Genomic DNA, 21,223 nt, shown 5'->3' on the forward strand with positions numbered 1-21,223 from the left:
GGAAGAGGTCAGACGCTGATGTTGTGGCTGGCCAGGAAGGCGACGAAGGCCTCCTCATCCAGCACTTTAAGGCCCAACTCGCTGGCCTTGGCCAATTTGGAACCGGCCCCCGGCCCGGCGACCACGCAGTGGGTTTTCGCCGAGACGGAACCGGCCACCTTGGCGCCCAGGCTTTCGAGCTTGTCCTTGGCGACGTCGCGGCTCATCAACTCCAGGGAGCCGGTGAGTACCCAGGTGTGCCCGGCTTCCGGCAAGCCTTCAACGACCTTTTTCTCGCTCTGCCAGTGCATGCCGAAGTCCTTGAGCTGCTGCTCGATGGCCAGGGCATGGTGGGCGTTGTCAGGGTTGTCGAAGAATTCGCGCACGGCCTTGGCTTGCTTCTCGGGCAGGGCCTGGCGCATATCCAGCCAATCGGCCTTGATCACGCCTTCCAGCGAGCCGAACTTGTCTGCCAATTTCTGCGCAGCGCCGGGCCCGACGGAAGGCACATGCAACTTGTCGAGCAAGCCGCCCAAGGTGGTGCTGGCAGCAAATTCGGCACTCAGATCGCCCTGCTCCTGCAATTGCAGGCCACACTCGTCCGGCGACAACAGTGCACCGATCACATCCTGGTTATGGCTGTCTTCAAAGAAGCTATGAATCTCGTGCGCCACTTCCAGGCCGACGTCGGGCAAGTAGGTCAGTACTTCAGGCAAAGCGTTCTGCACACGCTCAAGGGAGGCCAGGGAGCGTGCCAGCACCTTGGCGGTCTCTTCGCCCACATCGGGAATTCCCAGGGCGTAGATAAAACGCGCCAGGGTCGGGGTCTTGCTGTTTTCGATGGCGCTGATCAGCTTCTTGCTGGAGATATCGGCAAAGCCTTCCAGGTCGATGATCTGTTCGTACTTGAGCTTGTAGAGGTCTGCCGGCGAACCGATGAGTTTCTCATCCACCAATTGCTCGATGGTCTTGTCGCCCAGGCCGTCGATATCCATGGCACGCCGCGAGACGAAATGAATGATCGCCTGCTTGAGCTGCGCGCCACAGGCCAGGCGCCCGACGCAACGGTACACCGCGCCTTCGCTGACGGTTTCCTTGCCTTTGCTGCGCTTGACCAGTTGCGTGCGCTCCACATGGGAGCCGCACACCGGGCAGTTCTCGGGGATCTGCACCGCGCGGGCGTGCTCCGGGCGACGCTCGGTGACCACCGAGACCACTTGCGGAATCACATCACCAGCGCGGCGGATGATCACCGTGTCACCGATCATCAGCCCCAGGCGCGCCACTTCGTCCATGTTGTGCAGGGTCGCGTTGGACACCGTCACGCCAGCCACCTTGACCGGCTTCAAGCGCGCCACCGGAGTGACAGCACCGGTACGGCCAACCTGGAACTCCACGTCGAGCAACTCGGTCAGCTCTTCCATCGCCGGAAATTTATGCGCAATCGCCCAACGCGGCTCGCGGGCGCGGAAGCCCAGTTCACGCTGGGACGCGATGCTGTTGACCTTGAACACCACGCCGTCTATTTCATAGCCCAGCGCATTACGGCGCTCGCCAATGTCGCGGTAGTAGTCCAGGCACTCCTGGATACCCTTGGCCAGCTTCAGTTCGTGACTGATCGGCATGCCCCACTTCTGCAACTGCTTGAGGTTGCCGATATGGGTGTCACTGATGTCGGCAGTCACTTGGCCGATGCCATAGCAGCAGAATTCCAGCGGGCGGCTGGCAGTGATCTTCGAGTCCAGTTGGCGCAGGCTGCCCGCCGCGGCGTTGCGCGGGTTGGCGAAGGTCTTGCCGCCGACTTCCAGCTGCGAGGCATTCAGGCGTTCGAACCCGGCCTTGGACATGAACACTTCGCCACGGACTTCCAGAGTAGCCGGCCAGCCGCTGCCGTGCAGCTTGAGCGGAATATTGCGCACGGTGCGCACGTTGACGCTGATGTCCTCACCGGTAGTGCCGTCACCCCGGGTGGCGCCGCGTACCAGTTCACCGTCCTGATACAGCAGGCTGACCGCCAGGCCATCGAGCTTTGGCTCGCAGCTGTACTCCACTGCCGCACCCGCGCCAAACAGATCGCCTACCGGCAGGTCGAGGCCCTCGGTCACCCGGCGATCAAACTCCAGCATGGTGGTTTCATCAAAGGCGTTGCCCAGGCTGAGCATCGGGATCTCATGCTTGACCTGGGTGAATGCCGACAGCGCCGCACTGCCGACCCGCTGTGTCGGTGAATCACGCGTCACCAGCTCCGGATGCTCGGCTTCCAGGGCCTTGAGCTCGTGGAACAAGCGATCGTACTCGGCGTCCGGAATGCTCGGCTCGTCAAGCACGTGGTAGCGATAGTTGTGCTGATCCAGTTCAGCGCGCAGTTCGAGAATGCGGGTGTGGGCGGCGGTCATGGGTGTTCTCTCATAAAGCAAAAGAGCAGCCGAAGCTGCTCAATATGTTAGTGCATGGATTCTACAGACAACGCTTATGATCGAACCTCAGCGTTTCTGTGTCAGGGCACGACGCTCGAACTCGACGATGCGCTGACGATAATGCTCGATGGTCTGGGCGGTCAGGACGCTGCGTTGGTCGTCCTTGAGCTCGCCGTTCAATTCCTGGGACAGCTTGCGGGCTGCGGCCACCATCACATCGAACGCTTGCTTGGGGTGACGCGGGCCTGGCAGGCCGAGGAAGAAACTCACCGCCGGAGTGCTGAACAGGTCGATATCGTCCAGGTCGAAAGTGCCGGGTTTGACCGCATTGGCCATGGAGAACAGCACTTCACCGTTACCGGCCATGCTCTCGTGACGGTGGAAAATATCCATCTCGCCAAAGCGCAGGCCGCTCTCAAGGATGTTCTGCAACAGCGCAGGGCCCTTGAAGCCGCCGGCATCACGGCAGATCACACTGATAACCAGGACTTCCTCGGCGGCCGGCTGATCGTTTACCGATTGGCGTGGCGCGCTTTTGGTCGGGGTCTCGTCGGGGAAATCGTCATCACGGCTGCTGAAGCTCGGGCCGTCATCGAGGTCCAGGTTCAGGTCGCCTTGATGCGGCTCGGCAACCGCCGCGCCACCACGCTTGCCGCGCTTGGAGGACGGCTCGCGGGCTTCGCGCAACGGCGCGCTCATTGACGGTAAATCATGCTCATCCAGTTGCGGCTCTTTGTGGGTATCCAGCACACGGGGCGGCCCCAGCAGCTCGGCGGCGCCGTCGTCGTCAGGCAAGTTGGACAGGTTTCGGTCCAAACGGAACTTGAGCTTGCCCTTGCCACCGCGCATGCGGCGCCAGCCATCGAAAAGAATACCGGCAATGACAATGATGCCGATGACGATCAGCCACTCGCGCAGACCGATTTCCATGTAATCCCGTGCCTCTAATAAAAAATGCTGAAAAATAAGGGGTTTAGCACCGTGCAAACCGCTTTAAAACGTGGCGCCAACTCTATGTTCTGACTGACGTTTTGCCCACGCATACGAAAAATTGACATTAAACTAGCACGACCAAAGATAACTTTACACCGTCTGTCAAAATGCCTTGAACAAATATGTCCATTTGCCACTTTCGCCAGACCGGTAAATCGCCCTACGACGTGCCGTAAATTCTCTCTCCTGGCATGGTTCAGGATTCCACCATTGCCATCGCCTCTTCCACATCCACTGCGACCAAACGCGAACAGCCCGGCTCGTGCATCGTGACCCCCATCAACTGGTCCGCCATTTCCATGGCGATCTTGTTGTGGGTGATGTAGATGAACTGCACAGTCTGGGACATCTCTTTGACCAACCGAGCGTAGCGTCCAACGTTAGCGTCATCCAGCGGCGCGTCAACTTCGTCGAGCATACAGAACGGCGCCGGGTTCAACTTGAAGATGGCAAATACCAAGGCCAATGCGGTCAGGGCTTTTTCGCCACCGGACAACAAATGGATGGTGCTGTTCTTCTTGCCCGGAGGCCGCGCCATGATCGTTACCCCTGTATCGAGTAGATCTTCGCCCGTCAGTTCCAAGTAGGCACTGCCACCACCGAAAACTTTTGGGAATAACGCCTGTAAACCGCCATTAATCTGATCAAAGGTATCTTTGAAGCGGTTGCGGGTTTCCTTGTCGATCTTGCGGATCACGTTTTCCAGGGTGTCCAGGGCTTCGACCAGATCGGCATCCTGAGCATCCAGATAACGTTTGCGCTCGGACTGCTGCTGGTACTCATCGATCGCCGCAAGGTTGATGGCGCCAAGGCGTTGAATGCGCGCGGCAATCCGCTCAAGTTCTTCTTCGGCGTCCTTCTCGTTGGCCTGGGCGGTCAGGGTGTTGAGCACGCCATGCAGGTCATAACCGTCTTCGAGCAACTGGTCCTGCAAGGTCTTGCGGCGCACGGTGAGGGCTTGCCACTCCATGCGCTGTTGTTCGAGTTGGCCGCGGATCAATTGGGATTGCTGCTCGGCCATGGTGCGGCGCTTTTCAGCGTCACGCAGTTCGCGGTCGGCATCTTCCAGGGCGATCTGCGCGGTCTTGAGCTCTACGTCGACGGTCATGCGCTTGTCGAGCAGTTCCTCAAGCTTGAGGCGCAGCTCTTCCAACGGCGCCTCGCCCTCCTCCAGGTTGAGGCTCAGTTGCTCACGTTTTTCGGTGAGGCGTTCGGACTGCATCTCCAGGCGCTCAAGGGCCTGGCGCGTGGAATCATGCTGGGCCCGCAGAGAGCCCAGGCGCACCGCCAACTGGTGAGCGTGATCCTTGTGCTGGCGAGCTTCCTGGCGCACGCGGTCGAGGCGTTCGCGCAGGCTGTCACGCTGGGCCAGCAGCAACTCGCGCTGCTCGGTATCCAGCGCCATGCTGTCGAGGGCTTCCTGCAATTGCAGGCGCGCTTCGCCAACCTGCTCATGTTCAAGGGCGCGCTGTTCGCCCATCTCGGCCACTTCTTCGTCAAGGCGGGTGCGGCGCAGGGTCAGTTGTTCGACCTTGGCTTTGCTCGCCGACAGTTGGGCTTTCAATTCGCCTTGCTGGCGCGCTTCGTCTTGCAACAAGCGGCGCAGGTGTTCGCGGCCGGTCTCTTGCTGGCGCTGGGTGGCGCGCAGGGTTTGCAGTTCGGTTTCCAGGCTTTCGAGGGTGGCTTCGCGCTCTTCGCGTTCGGCGATCAGGTTGACGATTTCCTGGCCGCGGGCCAATACGCCACTTTCCGCTTCGCTGGCGCGGCGCACGCGCAGGAAATGTCGGCCGATCCAATAACCGTCGCGACTGATCAGGCTTTCGCCGGCGCTCAGTTGACCACGTTGGGCCAGGGCCTGCTCCAGTGTCTCAACCGGCTTGACCTGGCCCAGCCATGGCGACAAATCAAGCGCCGCCTCGACCTTGTCCAGCAAGCTGCCTGGTACCCGCGTGCCGTCGGCCGCCGGGCTGAGCAAACGCAAATCGCCCTGGGCGAAACCGGCCAGGTCGAAGCCGCCAAAATCGTCCACCAGCACCGCTTGCAGATCGGCGCCGAGCACGGTTTCCACCGCCAGCTCCCAACCGGCTTCTACCTTCAAGCCTTCGGCCAGGCGCGGGCGCTCGGCCAGATGCTGGTCGCGCAGCCACTCGGCGGTGCCGGTGCCAGGGTCCAGCGCAGCTTGCTGCAAGGCCTCAAGAGATGCCAGGCGCCCATTGAGCCGCTGCAGATCGCCCTGGGCCTGCTGCTGCGCCTGGGTTGCCGTTTGCAATTGCTGGCGCAACTGCTCCAGGCGCTCCACCTGTTGTTCTTCGCTGGCTTCCAACTCTTCCAGCGTCATTTCGCTTTCGGCCAGTTGCTCGCTCAGCGCCATGATCGCCGCGTCTTCGGGGTCGGCGGCGAGCAATACGCGCTCTTCCTGCAGGCGACGCTGGCGTTCGGCCAGGCGCTCCATGCTGGTTTCCAGTTGCTGGATGCGCGACTGCTGCACCTCGGCCTGGCGACGCGGCTCGGCCGATTGCAGGTTGAAGGTATCCCACTGCTCCTGCCAGGCGTGCATGGTGGTTTCGGATTCTTCCAGCGCGGCGGCGGCCTCTTCGGCGGCGGCGTTGGTGATTTCCTGCTCGGGGGTGAGCATGTCCAGCTCTTCGCCGAGGGTCAGCAGCAAGGTGCGGTCATGGCCCAGGTGCGACTCGGTTTCCAGGCGGGCGCGCTCGGCCTCCTTCAAGTCGTCCTGCAACTGGCGCAAACGCTGCTGGCCGTGCTGGATGCTCTGCTCGACCCGAGCGATATCGCCCCCCACCGAATAGAAACGGCCCTGCACCAGATTGAAGCGTTCGGACAGTTCATGGTGCCCGTCACGCAAGCGTTCGATGCTGGCGTCAGCATTACGTTGCTCGGCCACCAGCGCCTCAAAGCTGACTTCCTGAGTGCCGATGATCGCTTCGCGCTGACCCACCTGATCGTTCAACGCCTGCCAACGCAGGGCCGACAGTTGCGCCTTGAGCTGGCGCTCTTCGCCCTTGTATTCCTGATACTTCTCGGCGGCCTGGGCCTGACGGTGCAGGCGCTCCAATTGGCGCTCCAGCTCTTCGCGCAGGTCGGTCAGGCGGGCGAGGTTTTCATGGGTACGGCGGATGCGGTTTTCGGTCTCGCGGCGGCGCTCCTTGTACTTGGAGATGCCGGCCGCTTCTTCGATAAAGTTGCGCAGGTCTTCGGGCTTGGCTTCGATCAGCTTGGAGATCATGCCCTGTTCGATGATCGAATAGCTGCGCGGGCCCAAGCCTGTGCCGAGGAAGATATCGGTGATGTCCCGGCGGCGACACTTGGTGCCGTTGAGGAAGTAACTGTTCTGGCTGTCGCGCGTGACTTTGCGGCGAATGGAGATCTCCGCGTAAGCGGCGTATTCGCCGACCAGGGTACCGTCGGAGTTGTCGAACACCAGTTCGATGCTGGCCTGGCTCACCGGCTTGCGGCTGGTGGAGCCGTTGAAGATGACGTCGGTCATCGACTCGCCACGCAGGTTCTTCGCCGAGCTCTCGCCCATCACCCAGCGTACGGCGTCGATGATGTTCGACTTGCCGCAGCCATTGGGTCCCACTACCGCTGCCATGTTGCTGGGGAAGTTCACGGTAGTCGGGTCGACGAAGGATTTGAACCCCGCCAACTTGATGCACTTGAGCCGCACGCTTAGGCGTCCGCCAACGCAGCGATGACCAGCGAGCTACTGCGCTGGCAGTAGGCCGACAGCACCAGGCGAATCTGTACCAGGTCACGGGCGAGCACCGCGGCGAGCAATTGCTCGAACAAGGCCTGAAACTCGCTCATGGACGCCTTGCGCTGATCCAGGGCCAGGTAATAGGCGCGGTTCATCGCCGGCTGCAGGTTTTCAACGGTTTCCTGCAAATACGGGTTGTTGGCGAAGGGGTACGCGGCGCGCATCACGCTGAAGCTTTCTTCGACGAAGGCACGGATGTCCTCGCGCTCCAAGCTCAGCTGCAGGCGTTGCTGGATCTGCAGGAACGGCGCCATATCGGCCTGGGTCTGCCAGCCTTCGGCCACTGCATTGCCGAGCAGGATGTACATCTCGCCCATCAACGTACACAGGCTCTGCACCTTGTGCGCGGTGAGCTCGGTAACGTGGGCGCCACGGCGCGGCAGGATCGCGATCAGATGGCGGCGTTCGAGGATCAGCAAGGCTTCGCGCACGGAACCGCGACTGACGTTGAGCGCCAGCGTGACCTTCTGCTCCTGGATCCGCTCTCCAGGCTTGAGTTCGCCGCGAATGATACGTTCGGCGAGGTGGTGAGCGATTTGCTCGGCGAGACTGTCCGGCGCCTTGAACGTCATGTTTTCCCTTCAAAATCTTCTATCGGTACAAGCGCGGCAGTGTAGCGCATTGGCCCGCTGATGGCGCTACGCCCACCGTGGCGAATTTGGCATGAAATAAGCAACGTTAACAGCCCACGCGCCGCCAAAAACACCGGTTCCAGAAGACTGAACCATAATTGAAAGTGTTGCGATCGCATTTTCTTGACCCTTAGGTCAGAAAACCATTGACCGAAAAGTCAGACATGACTAGATTCGGCGCAAAGCGGTTAACAACAATAATGAGTCTGCGAGGCCTTCCGTGATCCAGTTTTTACTCAACCAGGAACTCCGTAGCGAGCACGCCCTGGACCCCAACCTGACCGTGCTCAACTATCTGCGTGAGCATGTGGGCAAATCCGGTACCAAGGAAGGCTGCGCCAGCGGCGACTGCGGTGCGTGCACGGTGGTGGTCGGCGAGCTGCACACCGACGAGCAAGGCGCCGAGCAGATTCGTTATCGCAGCCTCAATTCCTGCCTGACGTTCGTGTCGTCGCTGCACGGCAAACAACTGATCAGCGTTGAAGATCTCAAGCACCAGGGCCAACTGCACAGCGTGCAACAGGCCATGGTTGAGTGCCATGGCTCGCAGTGCGGCTTTTGCACCCCGGGTTTCGTGATGTCGTTGTTTGCCCTGCAAAAGAACAGCGACGCCCCCGACAGCCACAAAGCCCATGAAGCCCTGGCCGGCAACCTGTGCCGCTGCACCGGTTATCGCCCGATCCTGGCCGCCGCCGAACAAGCCTGCTGCAACAAGCCCCAGGATCAGTTCGACAGCCGCGAGGCCGACACCATCGCTCGCCTTAAAAGCATCGCGCCCACCCAGACCGGCGAGCTCAACAGCGGTGACAAACGCTGCCTGGTGCCCTTGACCGTCGCCGACCTGGCCGACCTCTACGACGCCTATCCGCAAGCCCGCCTGCTGGCCGGCGGCACCGACCTGGCGCTGGAAGTCACCCAGTTCCACCGCACCCTGCCGGTGATGATCTACGTCGGCAACATTGAAGACATGAAGCGCATCGAACATTTCGACGACCGCCTGGAGATCGGCGCGGCCACCGTTCTCTCCGATTGCTACACCGCGCTACACCATGAATACCCGGACTTCGGCAGACTGCTGCAGCGCTTCGCCTCCCTGCAAATCCGCAACCAGGGCACCCTGGGCGGCAATATCGGCAACGCCTCACCGATTGGGGATTCGCCGCCACTGTTGATTGCGCTCGGCGCCCAGATCGTACTGTGCAAAGGCAACACCCGCCGCACGCTGGCGCTGGAAGACTATTTCATCGATTACCGTGTCACCGCCCGCCAGGACAGCGAGTTCATCGAGAAGATCATCGTGCCCAAAGGCCACGCACTGTTCCGTGCCTATAAGGTGTCCAAGCGCCTGGACGATGATATTTCCGCCGTGTGCGCGGCGTTCAACCTGAACATCGACAACGGTGTGATCAGCGCGGCGCGCGTTGCCTTCGGAGGCATGGCTGCCACACCAAAACGCGCAAAAAGTTGCGAGGCCGCGCTGGTGGGCGCCATCTGGAACTCGGCCACGGTCGAGAAAGCCTGCGCCGCCCTGGCACAGGACTTCACCCCGCTGTCGGACTTCCGCGCCAGCAAGGAATATCGCCTGCTCAGCGCGCAGAACCTGCTGCGCAAGTACTTCATCGAACTGCAAACGCCGCACATCGAGACTCGGGTGACCGCTTATGTCTAACCATCACGCCGTCGTAAAGACCCAAGCCGAACTTGCCGAACTGTTTGCCCAGGACCTCACCTCCGGGGTCGGGCGCAGCGTCAAGCATGACAGCGCCGCCAAGCACGTCAGCGGCGAAGCGCAGTACATCGATGACCGCCTGGAATTTCCCAACCAGTTGCACCTGTATGCGCGCCTGTCCGACCGTGCCCACGCCCGCATCCTCAGTATCGACACTGCGCCCTGCTACGCCTTCGACGGCGTGCGCATTGCGATCACCCACGAAGACGTACCGGGCCTGAAAGACATCGGACCGTTGATGCCCGGCGACCCATTGCTGGCCATCGACACCGTGCAGTTCGTCGGCCAGGTGGTGCTGGCCGTGGCGGCCCGTGACCTGGAGACCGCGCGCAAGGCGGCGATGGCGGCGGTGATCGAATACGAAGACCTGGAGCCGGTGCTGGATGTGGTCGAAGCCTTTCGCAACAAGCATTTCGTGCTCGACAGCCACACGCACCAACGCGGCGATTCGGCGTCTGCGCTGGCGAGTGCCAAGCACCGTATCCAGGGGACCCTGCATATCGGCGGCCAGGAACACTTCTATCTGGAAACCCAGATCTCTTCGGTAATGCCCACCGAAGACGGCGGCATGATCGTCTATTGCTCTACGCAAAACCCTACCGAAGTGCAGAAGCTGGTGGCCGAAGTGCTTGACGTGTCGATGAACAAGATTGTCGTGGACATGCGTCGCATGGGCGGCGGGTTCGGCGGCAAGGAGACCCAGGCCGCCAGCCCCGCCTGCCTGTGCGCGGTGGTAGCACGCTTGACCGGCCAGCCGACCAAGATGCGTTTGCCGCGGGTTGAAGACATGCTGATGACGGGCAAGCGTCACCCGTTCTATATCGAGTACGACGTGGGCTTCGACGACAACGGTCGCCTGCACGGGATCAACCTGGAACTGGCGGGTAACTGCGGCTGTTCGCCAGACCTGTCCAACTCGATTGTCGACCGCGCGATGTTCCACGCCGACAATTCGTATTACCTGGGCGATGCGACGGTCAACGGCCATCGCTGCAAGACCAACACCGCCTCCAACACCGCCTATCGCGGCTTCGGCGGCCCCCAAGGCATGGTCGCCATCGAGGAAGTGATGGACGCCATCGCTCGCCATCTGGCCCTCGATCCGTTGGCAGTGCGCAAGGCCAACTACTACGGCAAGACCGAGCGCAACGTCACCCACTACTACCAGACCGTCGAGCACAACATGCTCGAAGAGATGACCGCCGAGCTCGAAGCCAGCAGCCAATATGCCGAACGCCGCGAAGCGATCCGTCTGTATAACGCCCACAGCCCGATCCTGAAAAAGGGCCTGGCGCTGACCCCGGTGAAATTCGGCATTTCTTTCACCGCAAGCTTCCTGAATCAGGCCGGCGCGCTGATTCATATCTACACCGATGGCAGCATCCACCTGAACCACGGCGGCACCGAGATGGGCCAGGGCTTGAATACCAAGGTCGCGCAAGTGGTGGCCGAAGTGTTCCAGGTGGACATCGACCGCGTGCAGATCACCGCCACCAACACCGACAAGGTACCCAACACCTCGCCCACTGCGGCTTCCAGCGGTGCCGACCTGAACGGCAAGGCGGCACAGAATGCCGCCGAGACCATCAAGCAGCGCCTGGTGGAGTTCGCTGCGCGCAAGTACGACGTCAGTGAAGCGGACGTAGAGTTCCGCAACGGCCATGTGCGTGTACGCGAGCAGATCCTGACGTTCGAAGCGTTGATCCAGCAGGCGTATTTCGGCCAGGTCTCGCTGTCGAGCACCGGTTTCTACAAGACCCCGAAAATCTTTTACGACCGCAGCCAGTCGCGCGGACGACCGTTCTACTACTACGCGTTCGGCGCCGCCTGTTGCGAAGTGATCGTCGACACCCTGACCGGCGAATACAAGATGCTGCGCACCGACATCCTCCACGATGTGGGCGCTTCGTTGAACCCGGCCATCGACATCGGCCAGGTCGAAGGCGGCTTTATCCAGGGCATGGGTTGGCTGACCATGGAAGAACTGGTGTGGAACAACAAGGGCAAGCTCATGACTAACGGCCCGGCCAGCTACAAGATCCCGGCCGTAGCGGACATGCCGCTGGACCTGCGGGTGAAGCTGGTGGAGAACCGCAAGAACCCGGAGGACACGGTGTTCCATTCCAAGGCCGTGGGTGAGCCGCCGTTCATGCTCGGGATTGCTTCGTGGTGCGCGATCAAGGATGCGGTGGCGAGCCTCGGCGATTATCGCCATCAGCCCCAAATTGATGCGCCGGCGACGCCCGAGCGGGTGTTGTGGGGGTGTGAGCAGATGCGGCAGTTGCAGGTGGCGAAAGCTGTCGAGGCTGACACTGAATTGGCTTCGCTCTAGACCCAGGCGCTGCCATCGCGGGCAAGCCCGGCTCCCACATTTTAAGGTGCGAACCCAATCAAATGTGGGAGCTGGCTTGCCTGCGATAGTGGCCGAACTAACAGCAGAAATGTTGAGGTAGACATGGACAACTGGATCAGCGCCCTCGCCACCCTGCAAAACCAGGGCGAACCCTGCGTGCTCGTCACCATCATCGAAGAGCTGGGCTCCACGCCACGTAATGCCGGTTCCAAGATGGTGATCAGCGCCGCGCACACCTTCGACACCATCGGCGGCGGGCACCTGGAATACAAGGCGATGCAGCTCGCTCGCGACATGCTCGTGCGCGGCCAGCAAACCACCCACCTGGAGCGCTTCAGCCTCGGCGCAAGCCTGGGCCAGTGCTGCGGTGGCGTGGCGGTATTGCTGTTCGAACCCATGGGCCAGGTGCAGGCGCAGATCGCGGTGTTTGGCGCCGGCCATGTCGGGCGTGCGCTGGTGCCGTTACTGGCAAGCCTGCCCTGCCGGGTGCGCTGGATCGATTCCCGTGAGCAGGAGTTTCCGGAGCACATCCCGCAAGGCGTGCGTAAAATCGTCAGTGAAGAACCGGTCGATGAAATTGCCGACCTGCCCGCGGGCAGTTACTGCATCGTCATGACCCACAATCACGCGCTGGACCTGGAACTCACCGCCGCCCTGCTCAAGCGCAATGACTTCGCCTACTTCGGCCTGATCGGCTCGAAAACCAAGCGCGTCAAATTCGAACACCGCCTGCGTGGCCGCGGCTTCGACACCGCACGGTTGCAACGCATGCGCTGCCCCATGGGCCTCACCGAGGTGAAGGGCAAGTTGCCGGTAGAGATCGCCATCTCCATCGCCGGCGAAATCATCGCCACCTATAACGCCAATTTCGGCCAGCACACCGCCGGCGCCGAACCCATTGCCAAACTGCTGCCGGCTTCGCGCCGCAGCCAAGCTATCAATTGAGATAACCATGCCTTTGACTCGCAAAGCCTACCGCGCCGCCATCCTGCACAGCATCGACGACCCTGCCATCGTTGGCATCGACGCCTCCTACGAGTATTTCGAAGACGGCCTGCTGGTGATCGATAACGGCCAGATCAGTGCGCTCGGCCACGCCAGCGAACTGCTGCCGACGCTGCCCGCCGACATCGACATCACGCACTACCAGGACGCATTGATCACCCCCGGCCTGATCGACACCCATATCCATCTGCCGCAAACCGGTATGGTCGGCGCCTACGGCGAGCAATTGCTGGATTGGCTCAACACCTACACCTTCCCCTGTGAAAGCCAGTTCGCCGACAAGGCCCACGCCGATGACGTCGCGGATATCTTCATCAAGGAGTTGCTGCGCAACGGCACCACCACCGCACTGGTGTTCGGCAGCGTACATCCGCAATCGGTGAATTCGTTCTTTGAAGCTGCGGAAAAACTCGACCTGCGCATGATCGCCGGCAAAGTAATGATGGACCGCAACGCGCCGGACTACCTGACCGACACCGCACAAAGCGGCTATGAAGAAAGCAAAGCGTTGATCGAACGCTGGCACGGCAAAGGCCGCCTGCATTATGCCGTTACGCCACGCTTCGCCCCCACCAGCACGCCTGAGCAACTGGCGCTGGCCGGGCAATTGCTGGGCGAATACCCGGACCTGTACATGCAGACCCACATCAGTGAGAACAAGCAGGAAGTCGAGTGGGTAAACGAGCTGTTTCCCGAGCGCAACGGCTACCTGGACGTGTACGACCATTACAAACTGCTCGGCGAGCGCTCGGTGTTTGCCCACGGCGTGCACCTGTGTGACGACGAATGCGCACGGCTGGCGGAGACCGGCTCGGCGGTGGCGTTCTGCCCAACGTCGAACTTCTTCCTCGGCAGTGGGTTGTTCAACTTGCCCATGGCCGAGAAACACAAATTGAACGTAGGCCTGGGCACCGACGTGGGCGGCGGTACCAGCTTCTCGCTCCTGCAAACACTGAATGAAGCCTATAAGGTCATGCAGTTGCAGGGAGCGCGATTGAGCCCGTTCAAGTCGCTCTATCTGGCGACCCTGGGCGGTGCGCGCGCGTTGCGCCTGGAAGACAGGATCGGCACATTGCAGCCGGGGACGGACGCGGACTTCCTGGTGCTGGACTACAACGCCACGCCACTGCTCAGCTATCGCTTGAAGCAGGCCAATAACATTGCCGAGACGTTGTTTGTGCTGATGACGCTGGGGGATGATCGGGCAGTGTTGCAAACCTATGCAGCCGGCCAGCTGGTGCACCAGCGCTGATCTCAGAGACACCACAAAACCAATGTGGGAGCTGGCTTGCCTGCGATAGCATCACCGCAGTGTAACTGATACACCGCGGCGCCTGCATCGCGGGCAAGCCCGGCTCCCACATTTGATTGGGTTTACAACTTTACAGACGTGCGCCCAGGTTTTTTAGTCTGTAGAAGGTGCGAAAACACCGCATGCAAATCATCCGACGCGCTCTCTTCATCGAGGTTGAGTTTGCTGTCGATATGATCCATGTGATGCATCATCAAGTTCACCGCCAGCACCGCATCGCGGGCTTCGATCGCGTCAATCAACTGGGTGTGCTCATCGTAGGAACAGTGCGAGCGGTTGCCGCTTTCGTACTGGGCGATGATCAATGAGGTCTGGGACACCAGGCTGCGCTGGAAGCTGATCAACGGCGCGTTCTTGGCCGCTTCGGCCAGTTTCAGGTGGAACTCGCCGGAAAGACGGATACCGGCACCGCGATCACCGCGGGAGAAACTGTCGCGCTCGTCATTGACCATCTGGCGCAACTCGGCCAATTGCTCAGCGGTAGCGTGCTGCACCGCCAACTCCGTGATCGCTCGCTCCACCAGACGCCGGGCCATGAACACCTGGCGCGCTTCTTCCACACTGGGGCTGGCAACCACTGCGCCGCGATTGGGCCGCAGCAGTACCACGCCTTCATGGGCCAGGCGCGACAGTGCGCGGCGAATGATGGTACGGCTTACGCCAAAAATTTCGCCCAGTGCCTCTTCACTCAATTTGGTTCCGGGTGCCAGGCGTTGTTCGAGGATCGCCTCGAAGATATGCGCATAGACGATATCGTCCTGGGTTCCGCTGCGACCGGTCTTGCCGGCTCGCGGTTGTTTCTTGAGAGGTTGCAACTGTTCGTTCATGGGCACTCGGGTAGGGAGAACGGCGGCGAATTAACGGTAATACGGCAAATTCAAGGTAATACGGCAACTACGGGTCGCTGGCAAGTATCACCTAAAAACAGCGCACATTGTACACAACCCAATGCGCCAACACACTGTACGGCTGTTTGCGGCCCCGGCTGTATTGCAATGACTGGTTACGTTTGAGTTTAGGCTTGAATCTGCGCCGTCACCGGCAAATCCCAGGTAAAAGGAACACCCTTCCATGACCGACGCCACCCAAGCGCCCTTGCGCCCGCTGGCCGACACCTCCCCCTCGGCCATCGTCGCCGGTTTTATCGCCATGATGACCGGCTACACCAGCTCCCTGGTGCTGATGTTCCAGGCCGGCCAAGCCGCCGGTTTGACCACCGCGCAGATTTCTTCGTGGATCTGGGCGATTTCCATCGGCATGGCGGTGTGCAGCATCGGCCTGTCCCTGCGCTATCGCACCCCCATCACCATCGCCTGGTCCACACCCGGCGCGGCGCTGTTGATCACCAGTTTAGGCGGCGTGAGTTATGGCGAAGCCATCGGCGCCTACATCACCTGCGCGGTGCTGGTGACCCTGTGCGGGCTGACCGGCAGCTTTGAAAAACTGGTCAAGCGCATCCCGGCATCGCTGGCGGCGGCGTTGCTGGCGGGGATCCTGTTCAAGATCGGCAGCGAAATCTTCGTCGCCGCGCAGCATCGCACCGGCCTGGTACTGGGGATGTTTTTCACCTACCTGATCATCAAGCGCCTGTCGCCGCGCTATGCCGTGCTTGCCGCGCTGCTGATCGGCACCGCGCTGTCGGGGCTGATGGGGTTGCTGGACTTCAGCGGTTTTCATCTGGAAGTGGCGACGCCGGTATGGACCACGCCGCATTTCTCACTGGCGGCGACCATCAGCATCGGTATCCCGCTGTTTGTGGTGGCCATGACCTCGCAGAACATGCCTGGTGTCGCCGTGCTGCGGGCCGACGGCTACACCGTGCCGGCTTCGCCGCTGATCACCACCACCGGCCTGGCCTCGCTGGTACTGGCACCGTTCGGCTCCCACGGCATCAACCTGGCGGCGATCAGCGCGGCGATCTGCACCGGGCCGCACGCCCATGAAGACCGCAACAAGCGCTACACCGCTGCGGTGTGGTGTGGGGTGTTCTATGGGATTGCCGGGGTATTCGGAGCCACGCTGGCGGCATTGTTCGCAGCCCTGCCCAAGGAACTGGTGCTGTCGATTGCAGCGCTGGCGTTGTTTGGCTCGATCATCAACGGCCTGAGCATTGCCATGAATGAGCCGAAGGAGCGGGAAGCGGCGCTGATCACCTTTATGGTCACCGCGTCAGGCTTGACGTTGTTTTCCATCGGCTCGGCGTTCTGGGGGATTGTCGCGGGGGTGTTGACGCTGCTGATTCTGAATTGGCGCAAGGCATAAAAAAACGGCGACCCTCAGGTCGCCGTTTTTTTAGTATCACTTAGCCGCGTTGATCGGCTTTTCCGGATACCACACGTCCAGCAACGGGCTGACTTCAGCCTTGGTCAGCTCGGAACGGGTTTTCAGCCAGGCTTCGACAGCAGCGCGCTGCTCTTCGGACACCGAGCCACGCTTCTGCAGGCAAACCAGACCGTAGTCATCGCCGCCGACATAGCCCAGACCATTGGCTTCCATGGCTTCTTTGATGAATGCTTCGAGGAAAGCGTCGATAGCTTCTTCACTCAGGCCTTCGTTGAAGTCCAGGTTCAGTTCGAAACCCAGCTCTTGAAATTCATCAACGCACAGTTTTTTGCGCAGACGCTGGGAACGGTTAGTCGCCATTGGAACAATCCTCATAAGTAATAACGGGCGGCACTTTAGCAGTTTAAGGCGGCAATTGCCCGACTCTCTGGGACGGGCGGCACATCGGCCGTTAAAAAAACCTGATTAGCAGCTATCGTTCAGCTACAAGTGAAGCCACCTTGGGGCATAATGCCGACACTTTCGTGACCATTGAGGGATTTTCTTATATACCCCTCGCCTTTTTCACCCTTCTCAGCAGTAGGGTTTTATTTCTTATGATCAAATCGTTGCGTTCTGTATTACTTGCCAGTGTCCTTTTGCCTTTGGCCCTTTCGGCCACCGCCGCTCCCATCAATACTGCCCTGCCCCCCAGCGTCGCGCAGGCCCTGCAGAAAGCCAAACTGCCCAATACCGCGCTGTCCCTGGTGATGCTGCCTCTTAACGGCCCCGGTACGCCAACCGTATTCAATGCCGACGTGTCGGTGAACCCGGCCTCAACCATGAAGCTGGTGACCACTTACGCGGCCCTGGAGATGCTCGGCCCCAACCACCAGTGGAAGACCGAGTTCTACACCGACGGCACCCTCAGCGGTGGCGTGTTGCGCGGCAACCTGTACCTCAAGGGCGGCGGCGATCCCAAGCTGAACATGGAAAAGCTCTGGCTGCTGATGCGCGACCTGCGTGCCAATGGCGTGCAGCAGGTCACCGGTGATCTGGTACTGGATCGCAACTTCTTCAACCAGCCGCTGTTGCCTGATTTCAATGACGACGGCAACGACGAGAACAAGCCGTTCCTGGTCAAGCCCGATGCCTTGCTGGTCAACCTCAAGGCCCTGCGCTTCGTGACCCGTAATGATTCGGGACGCGTGATCGTGTCGGTCGAACCTCCGATTGCCAGCATTCGCATCGACAACCAGGTGAAAGTCACCAACGCCAAGCAGTGCACCGGTGACGTGCGTTACAACCCGGTGACCGCCGCCGACGGCAGTGTGACTGTGACCGTCAGCGGCCAACTGGCTGATGGCTGCAGCTCTCAGACTTACCTGTCACTGCTCGACCATGCCACCTACACCGCCGGCGCCGTGCGTGCGATCTGGAAGGAGCTGGGCGGCACCATCCAGGGCCGCGATATCCAGGCGCCAGTGCCCAAGGATGCCAAGGTGCTGGCCCGCGCATTCTCGCCGGACCTGGCGGAGATCATTCGCGACATCAACAAATACAGCAATAACACCATGGCCCAGCAACTGTTCCTGAGCCTGGGCGCGCAATTTCGCAACGATGCCGATGGCGACGATGCCAAGGCCGCGCAACGCGTCGTGCGCCAATGGCTGGCCAAAAAAGGCATCACCGCACCGCACCTGGTAATGGAGAACGGCTCCGGCCTGTCCCGCGCCGAACGGGTCAGCGCTCGCGAGATGGCGGCCATGCTGCAAGCCGCCTGGAAAAGCCCCTACGCGGCGGAGTACATCAGCTCGATGCCAATCGCTGGCACTGACGGCACCATGCGCAAACGCCTGAAGACCACAGCGATGCGCGGCGAAGCTCACGTGAAGACCGGTACCCTGAACACCGTACGCGCCATCGCCGGGTTCAGCCGTGACAACAACGGCAACACTTGGGCGGTGGTGGCGATTCTCAACGACTCCAAGCCTTGGGGCGCGTCATCGGTGTTGGACCAGGTGCTCCTGGACCTGTATCGCCAGCCGAAGGCCGTTGCAGCCGCGCCGGTTCTGTAAAGCATCACACTACCCTGCTGGAGCGAGCTTGCTCGCGAAAAACGTCAACGATAACGCGTGTCTCCTGAACAAACGCGGCGTCTATGGTTTTTTCGCGAGCAAGCTCGCTCCTACAGGCAGTAGGGCTTGCTCGCTCCCACACGCCTCGACCCGGTCCCTGCCCGCCTGCTTGGCCACATACACTGCCGAATCAGCGCGCAGCAGCAACCCATCAATATCTTCATCAGTCCGCCAACTGGCTACGCCAAAGCTGGCAGTGACGATGCCCACCGGTTCCATCGGCGTATCGCGCAACGACTGCCACAACTGAGTTGCCAGGCTATAGGCCTGGGCACCATTGGTACTTGGGCACAGCACCACGAATTCTTCCCCACCCAGGCGGCAAAACACGTCGGTACGGCGCAAGCGCTGGCCTATGCGCTTGCACAACTCCTGCAACACCCCGTCGCCCACGGCGTGACCATGCTGGTCGTTGATGCGCTTGAAGTGATCGATATCGAGCATGATCAACGACAGCGCACCCGAGGTGCGGTTGATCCGCAGCATCTCGCCCTTGAGCCGATCCTGAAAATAACGACGGTTATAGATGCCCGTCAGAGAGTCAGTGATGGAAAGCGCGCGCAGTTCTTCCTCGACCCGTTTGAGATCGGAAATATCCGACACATAGCCGTGCCAAAGCGTACCGCCTCCAGGTAACTCTTCAGGTGTCGCTTCGCCGCGAATCCAGCGCAAGCCTCGCTGAGGCAACTGCACGCGATATTCTTCGCGCCAATGGCTCAGTTGCAGCGCCGACAAACGTATCGAGGCACGCACTCGCTCGATGTCCAAGGGGTGAATGCGTTCCAGCACCTTGCCTGCATCCTGCTGTAATGCGCCAAGTTCGATTTCATAGATATCGCGCATACCTTCGCTGGCGTAGATGAAACGCCCATTGCCCTGCAGGTCCTGGGTGAACTGGAAAATCCCGCCAGGCACATGAGCACTGAGTTTTTTCAGCAGACGGTCCCGGGCGGCCAGGGCTTCATAGGCGCGCTTTTGCTCGGTGATATCCAGGTAAATTGCCAAGTGCCCGACCCACAGGCCAAAGTCGTCCAGGAGCACGGTGGCCAGCATGTTGACCGTCAGTTGGGTACCGTCCTTGCGCACCAGCGTCCACTCGCGAGCTTCATGCAGGCTGTCAGGGCTCTCCACCAGCATTGCCTGGCTCGGCGCAATACGCTTGCCTAGCGCCAGGCTCAACGGCGCAGCCCGCGCTTCGAGTTCCACGGCCAGGTGCAGGCTTTCCAGGGTCAGGCGACCCAACACCTCTTCGGCCTTGAAACCCAACATCTGTTCGGCACCGGCATTGAAGGTGTTGATCACACCGCGCAAATCGGTGGCGATGATCGCGACCTGAGTCGCCGCATTCAGCACACTGCGTAATTGCCCGTGAGCCCCACGCAACTCTTGCTCACGCAAGCGCAACTGCACGGTGCGCTGTTCCACCAGTTTCAGCGCACGCTGACGCTGGCTGACCAGCACGTAGAGCAAGGCACTGAGCAAGGCGCTGAGCAGCACACCCATGCCCAGAATGGTGTTCATCGAGGAATGATTGGCCTTGTCGAACACCTCGCTGGCACGCAGGCTCAGGGCATAGACGTGATCGCCAAGGGTGAGGCGGCGTGTCGCCGTCAGGTCGCTGTTGCCCACCGTATTGCTGGATGCATACAACACCCGTTGCTGCGTATCGGAGGTGTCGACGATCTGCATGACCAGATTGTCGCGATTCGGTTTGGGCAACCCATCGGCCACCAGTTGGCGCATGCTGAGCACCGCCATGACAAAGCCGTAGGGCTCGGTGCCGACGGTTTTGCTCACTGGCGCCACCAGCAGCACGCCGGCCGCGTAGGCAGGCTCCACGCCCACCAGTTGCATGGGCTGTGACACTGCCGGCCTGGCGTTTTTTTGCGCACGCTCCAGGGCTGAACGGCGCAAGGGCTGGGCCAGCAGGTCAAACCCCAAGGGCGAACCCAGCAGGCTTTGCGTCTGGCTGTACAACACCGGTACGTATTCATCGCGCTCGGGCGCGGGCGCCAACTCACCCAAGCCATTGAGTTCACGGATGCTGAAAGGGATGCCACGCTGACGGGAAATCTCTTGCTCGAACGCCCTGCGCTGCTCACGAAATATGCGCGGTGCCCAGGCGTAGGCACGCGCATTGAGCAACAGAGGCTGGGCAAAGCCGTCGAACTCGGCACGGGAGACATCGCCAGAGTTGATGAAGAAACGCTGCAGGCTACCCAGGCGCTGCTCCTGATCCTCAAAACGCTCCTGGATGCGGGTGTAGCGCTCATTGACCAGCAACTGGAAACGCTGGCGCACCTGTTGCTGATACAGGTCGGCAGTCGCCCACGCGACAACCATCGTCAACGCACTGCCAGCCAACAACACCACCAATGCCACCAGCCAAGCCGACGCCTGCTCACTGATAAAACCAAGAATTTTCGGGCGGACAGCTTGCATCGGCATAGGCAACACTCACAACGCCAGTGTGCGGGGGTGTCACGTTGGCTGGGGTTTAAGTTATAGCCATTGGTCGGGTGTTTGACCAGCCTAAAAACTGCAGGGGCTTAATGTGGGAGGGGGCTTGCTCCCGATAGCGGTGGATCAGCCAATACATTGGTGACTGATACTCTGCTATCGGGAGCA

At 60.7% G+C, this 21,223-nt stretch carries 13 protein-coding genes; 6 read left to right on the top strand and 7 right to left on the bottom strand.

Features of this window, described 5'->3' with window-relative positions:
* Positions 1 to 8: 8 nt before the first annotated feature.
* The 4 genes from ligA to IH404_RS20820 all read right to left on the bottom strand — a co-directional run bounded on the left by ligA (position 9) and on the right by IH404_RS20820 (position 7,736).
* Complete coding sequence (ligA, locus tag IH404_RS20805) at positions 9 to 2,375, bottom strand: NAD-dependent DNA ligase LigA (protein ID WP_005790321.1); 2,367 nt, start codon at positions 2,373 to 2,375, stop codon at positions 9 to 11.
* An 87-nt stretch (positions 2,376 to 2,462) separates the two neighbouring features.
* Positions 2,463 to 3,326 (bottom strand): cell division protein ZipA, encoded by an 864-nt coding sequence (zipA, locus tag IH404_RS20810; RefSeq protein WP_194438920.1) that lies wholly within the window; start codon positions 3,324 to 3,326, stop codon positions 2,463 to 2,465.
* A gap of 259 nt (positions 3,327 to 3,585) precedes the next feature.
* Positions 3,586 to 7,074 carry a chromosome segregation protein SMC gene (gene smc, locus IH404_RS20815; RefSeq protein ID WP_005790324.1) on the bottom strand — a complete coding sequence of 1,163 codons (3,489 nt, stop codon included), beginning with the start codon at positions 7,072 to 7,074 and terminating at the stop codon, positions 3,586 to 3,588.
* Between the two features lie 2 nt (positions 7,075 to 7,076).
* Positions 7,077 to 7,736 (bottom strand): GntR family transcriptional regulator, encoded by a 660-nt coding sequence (locus tag IH404_RS20820; protein ID WP_005790326.1) that lies wholly within the window; start codon positions 7,734 to 7,736, stop codon positions 7,077 to 7,079.
* 280 nt (positions 7,737 to 8,016) lie between these two features.
* Here IH404_RS20820 and xdhA point away from each other — a divergent pair, with 280 nt between their 5' ends.
* From xdhA to guaD, 4 genes are all read left to right on the top strand, one after another.
* Complete coding sequence (gene xdhA / locus IH404_RS20825; RefSeq protein ID WP_194438922.1) at positions 8,017 to 9,465, top strand: xanthine dehydrogenase small subunit; 1,449 nt, start codon at positions 8,017 to 8,019, stop codon at positions 9,463 to 9,465.
* Positions 9,458 to 11,857, top strand: coding sequence for a xanthine dehydrogenase molybdopterin binding subunit (xdhB, locus tag IH404_RS20830; protein ID WP_005790329.1), 2,400 nt, complete (start codon positions 9,458 to 9,460; stop codon positions 11,855 to 11,857). Before xdhA ends, xdhB begins: the two co-directional genes overlap by 8 nt.
* A 123-nt stretch (positions 11,858 to 11,980) precedes the next feature.
* Complete coding sequence (gene xdhC, locus IH404_RS20835) at positions 11,981 to 12,823, top strand: xanthine dehydrogenase accessory protein XdhC (protein ID WP_005790331.1); 843 nt, start codon at positions 11,981 to 11,983, stop codon at positions 12,821 to 12,823.
* Positions 12,824 to 12,830: 7 nt separating this feature from the next.
* On the top strand, positions 12,831 to 14,135 hold the full coding sequence (gene guaD / locus IH404_RS20840) for a guanine deaminase (protein WP_005790333.1): 1,305 nt from the start codon (positions 12,831 to 12,833) through the stop codon (positions 14,133 to 14,135).
* 122 nt (positions 14,136 to 14,257) lie between these two features.
* Here guaD and IH404_RS20845 read toward each other — a convergent pair whose 3' ends face one another.
* The gene (locus IH404_RS20845) at positions 14,258 to 15,022 is read right to left on the bottom strand and encodes a GntR family transcriptional regulator (RefSeq protein WP_005790335.1); all 765 of its coding nucleotides are present in this window, start codon (positions 15,020 to 15,022) and stop codon (positions 14,258 to 14,260) included.
* Positions 15,023 to 15,266: 244 nt separating this feature from the next.
* On the opposite strand from IH404_RS20845, the gene IH404_RS20850 reads away from it, so the two are divergent.
* Positions 15,267 to 16,457, top strand: coding sequence for a benzoate/H(+) symporter BenE family transporter (locus IH404_RS20850; protein WP_005790336.1), 1,191 nt, complete (start codon positions 15,267 to 15,269; stop codon positions 16,455 to 16,457).
* Positions 16,458 to 16,493: 36 nt separating this feature from the next.
* Here the strand turns inward: IH404_RS20850 and IH404_RS20855 are convergent, their stop codons facing one another.
* Positions 16,494 to 16,838, bottom strand: a complete 345-nt coding sequence (locus IH404_RS20855; protein ID WP_003193255.1) for a YggL family protein — start codon at positions 16,836 to 16,838, stop codon at positions 16,494 to 16,496.
* 236 nt (positions 16,839 to 17,074) lie between these two features.
* Here IH404_RS20855 and dacB point away from each other — a divergent pair, with 236 nt between their 5' ends.
* On the top strand, positions 17,075 to 18,535 hold the full coding sequence (gene dacB / locus IH404_RS20860; protein WP_005790339.1) for a D-alanyl-D-alanine carboxypeptidase/D-alanyl-D-alanine-endopeptidase: 1,461 nt from the start codon (positions 17,075 to 17,077) through the stop codon (positions 18,533 to 18,535).
* 81 nt (positions 18,536 to 18,616) lie between these two features.
* Here dacB and IH404_RS20865 read toward each other — a convergent pair whose 3' ends face one another.
* Positions 18,617 to 21,043 (bottom strand): diguanylate cyclase, encoded by a 2,427-nt coding sequence (locus IH404_RS20865; protein ID WP_194438924.1) that lies wholly within the window; start codon positions 21,041 to 21,043, stop codon positions 18,617 to 18,619.
* Between the last annotated feature and the right edge of the window lie 180 nt (positions 21,044 to 21,223).

This window comes from Pseudomonas sp. OST1909 (assembly GCF_015277575.1).
Taxonomy (GTDB): Bacteria; Pseudomonadota; Gammaproteobacteria; order Pseudomonadales; family Pseudomonadaceae; genus Aquipseudomonas; species Aquipseudomonas synxantha_A.

Bases quoted from the DNA above. Each gene is read 5' to 3' on its own strand.
- xdhB (WP_005790329.1), top strand. From the start codon at position 9,458: ATGTCTAACCATCACGCCGTCGTAAAGACCCAAGCCGAACTTGCCGAA.
- IH404_RS20865 (WP_194438924.1), bottom strand. From the start codon at position 21,043: ATGCCGATGCAAGCTGTCCGCCCGAAAATTCTTGGTTTTATCAGTGAG.
- IH404_RS20855 (WP_003193255.1), bottom strand. From the start codon at position 16,838: ATGGCGACTAACCGTTCCCAGCGTCTGCGCAAAAAACTGTGCGTTGAT.
- dacB (WP_005790339.1), top strand. From the start codon at position 17,075: ATGATCAAATCGTTGCGTTCTGTATTACTTGCCAGTGTCCTTTTGCCT.
- IH404_RS20845 (WP_005790335.1), bottom strand. From the start codon at position 15,022: ATGAACGAACAGTTGCAACCTCTCAAGAAACAACCGCGAGCCGGCAAG.
- ligA (WP_005790321.1), bottom strand. From the start codon at position 2,375: ATGACCGCCGCCCACACCCGCATTCTCGAACTGCGCGCTGAACTGGAT.
- IH404_RS20820 (WP_005790326.1), bottom strand. From the start codon at position 7,736: ATGACGTTCAAGGCGCCGGACAGTCTCGCCGAGCAAATCGCTCACCAC.
- IH404_RS20850 (WP_005790336.1), top strand. From the start codon at position 15,267: ATGACCGACGCCACCCAAGCGCCCTTGCGCCCGCTGGCCGACACCTCC.
- guaD (WP_005790333.1), top strand. From the start codon at position 12,831: ATGCCTTTGACTCGCAAAGCCTACCGCGCCGCCATCCTGCACAGCATC.
- xdhC (WP_005790331.1), top strand. From the start codon at position 11,981: ATGGACAACTGGATCAGCGCCCTCGCCACCCTGCAAAACCAGGGCGAA.
- zipA (WP_194438920.1), bottom strand. From the start codon at position 3,326: ATGGAAATCGGTCTGCGCGAGTGGCTGATCGTCATCGGCATCATTGTC.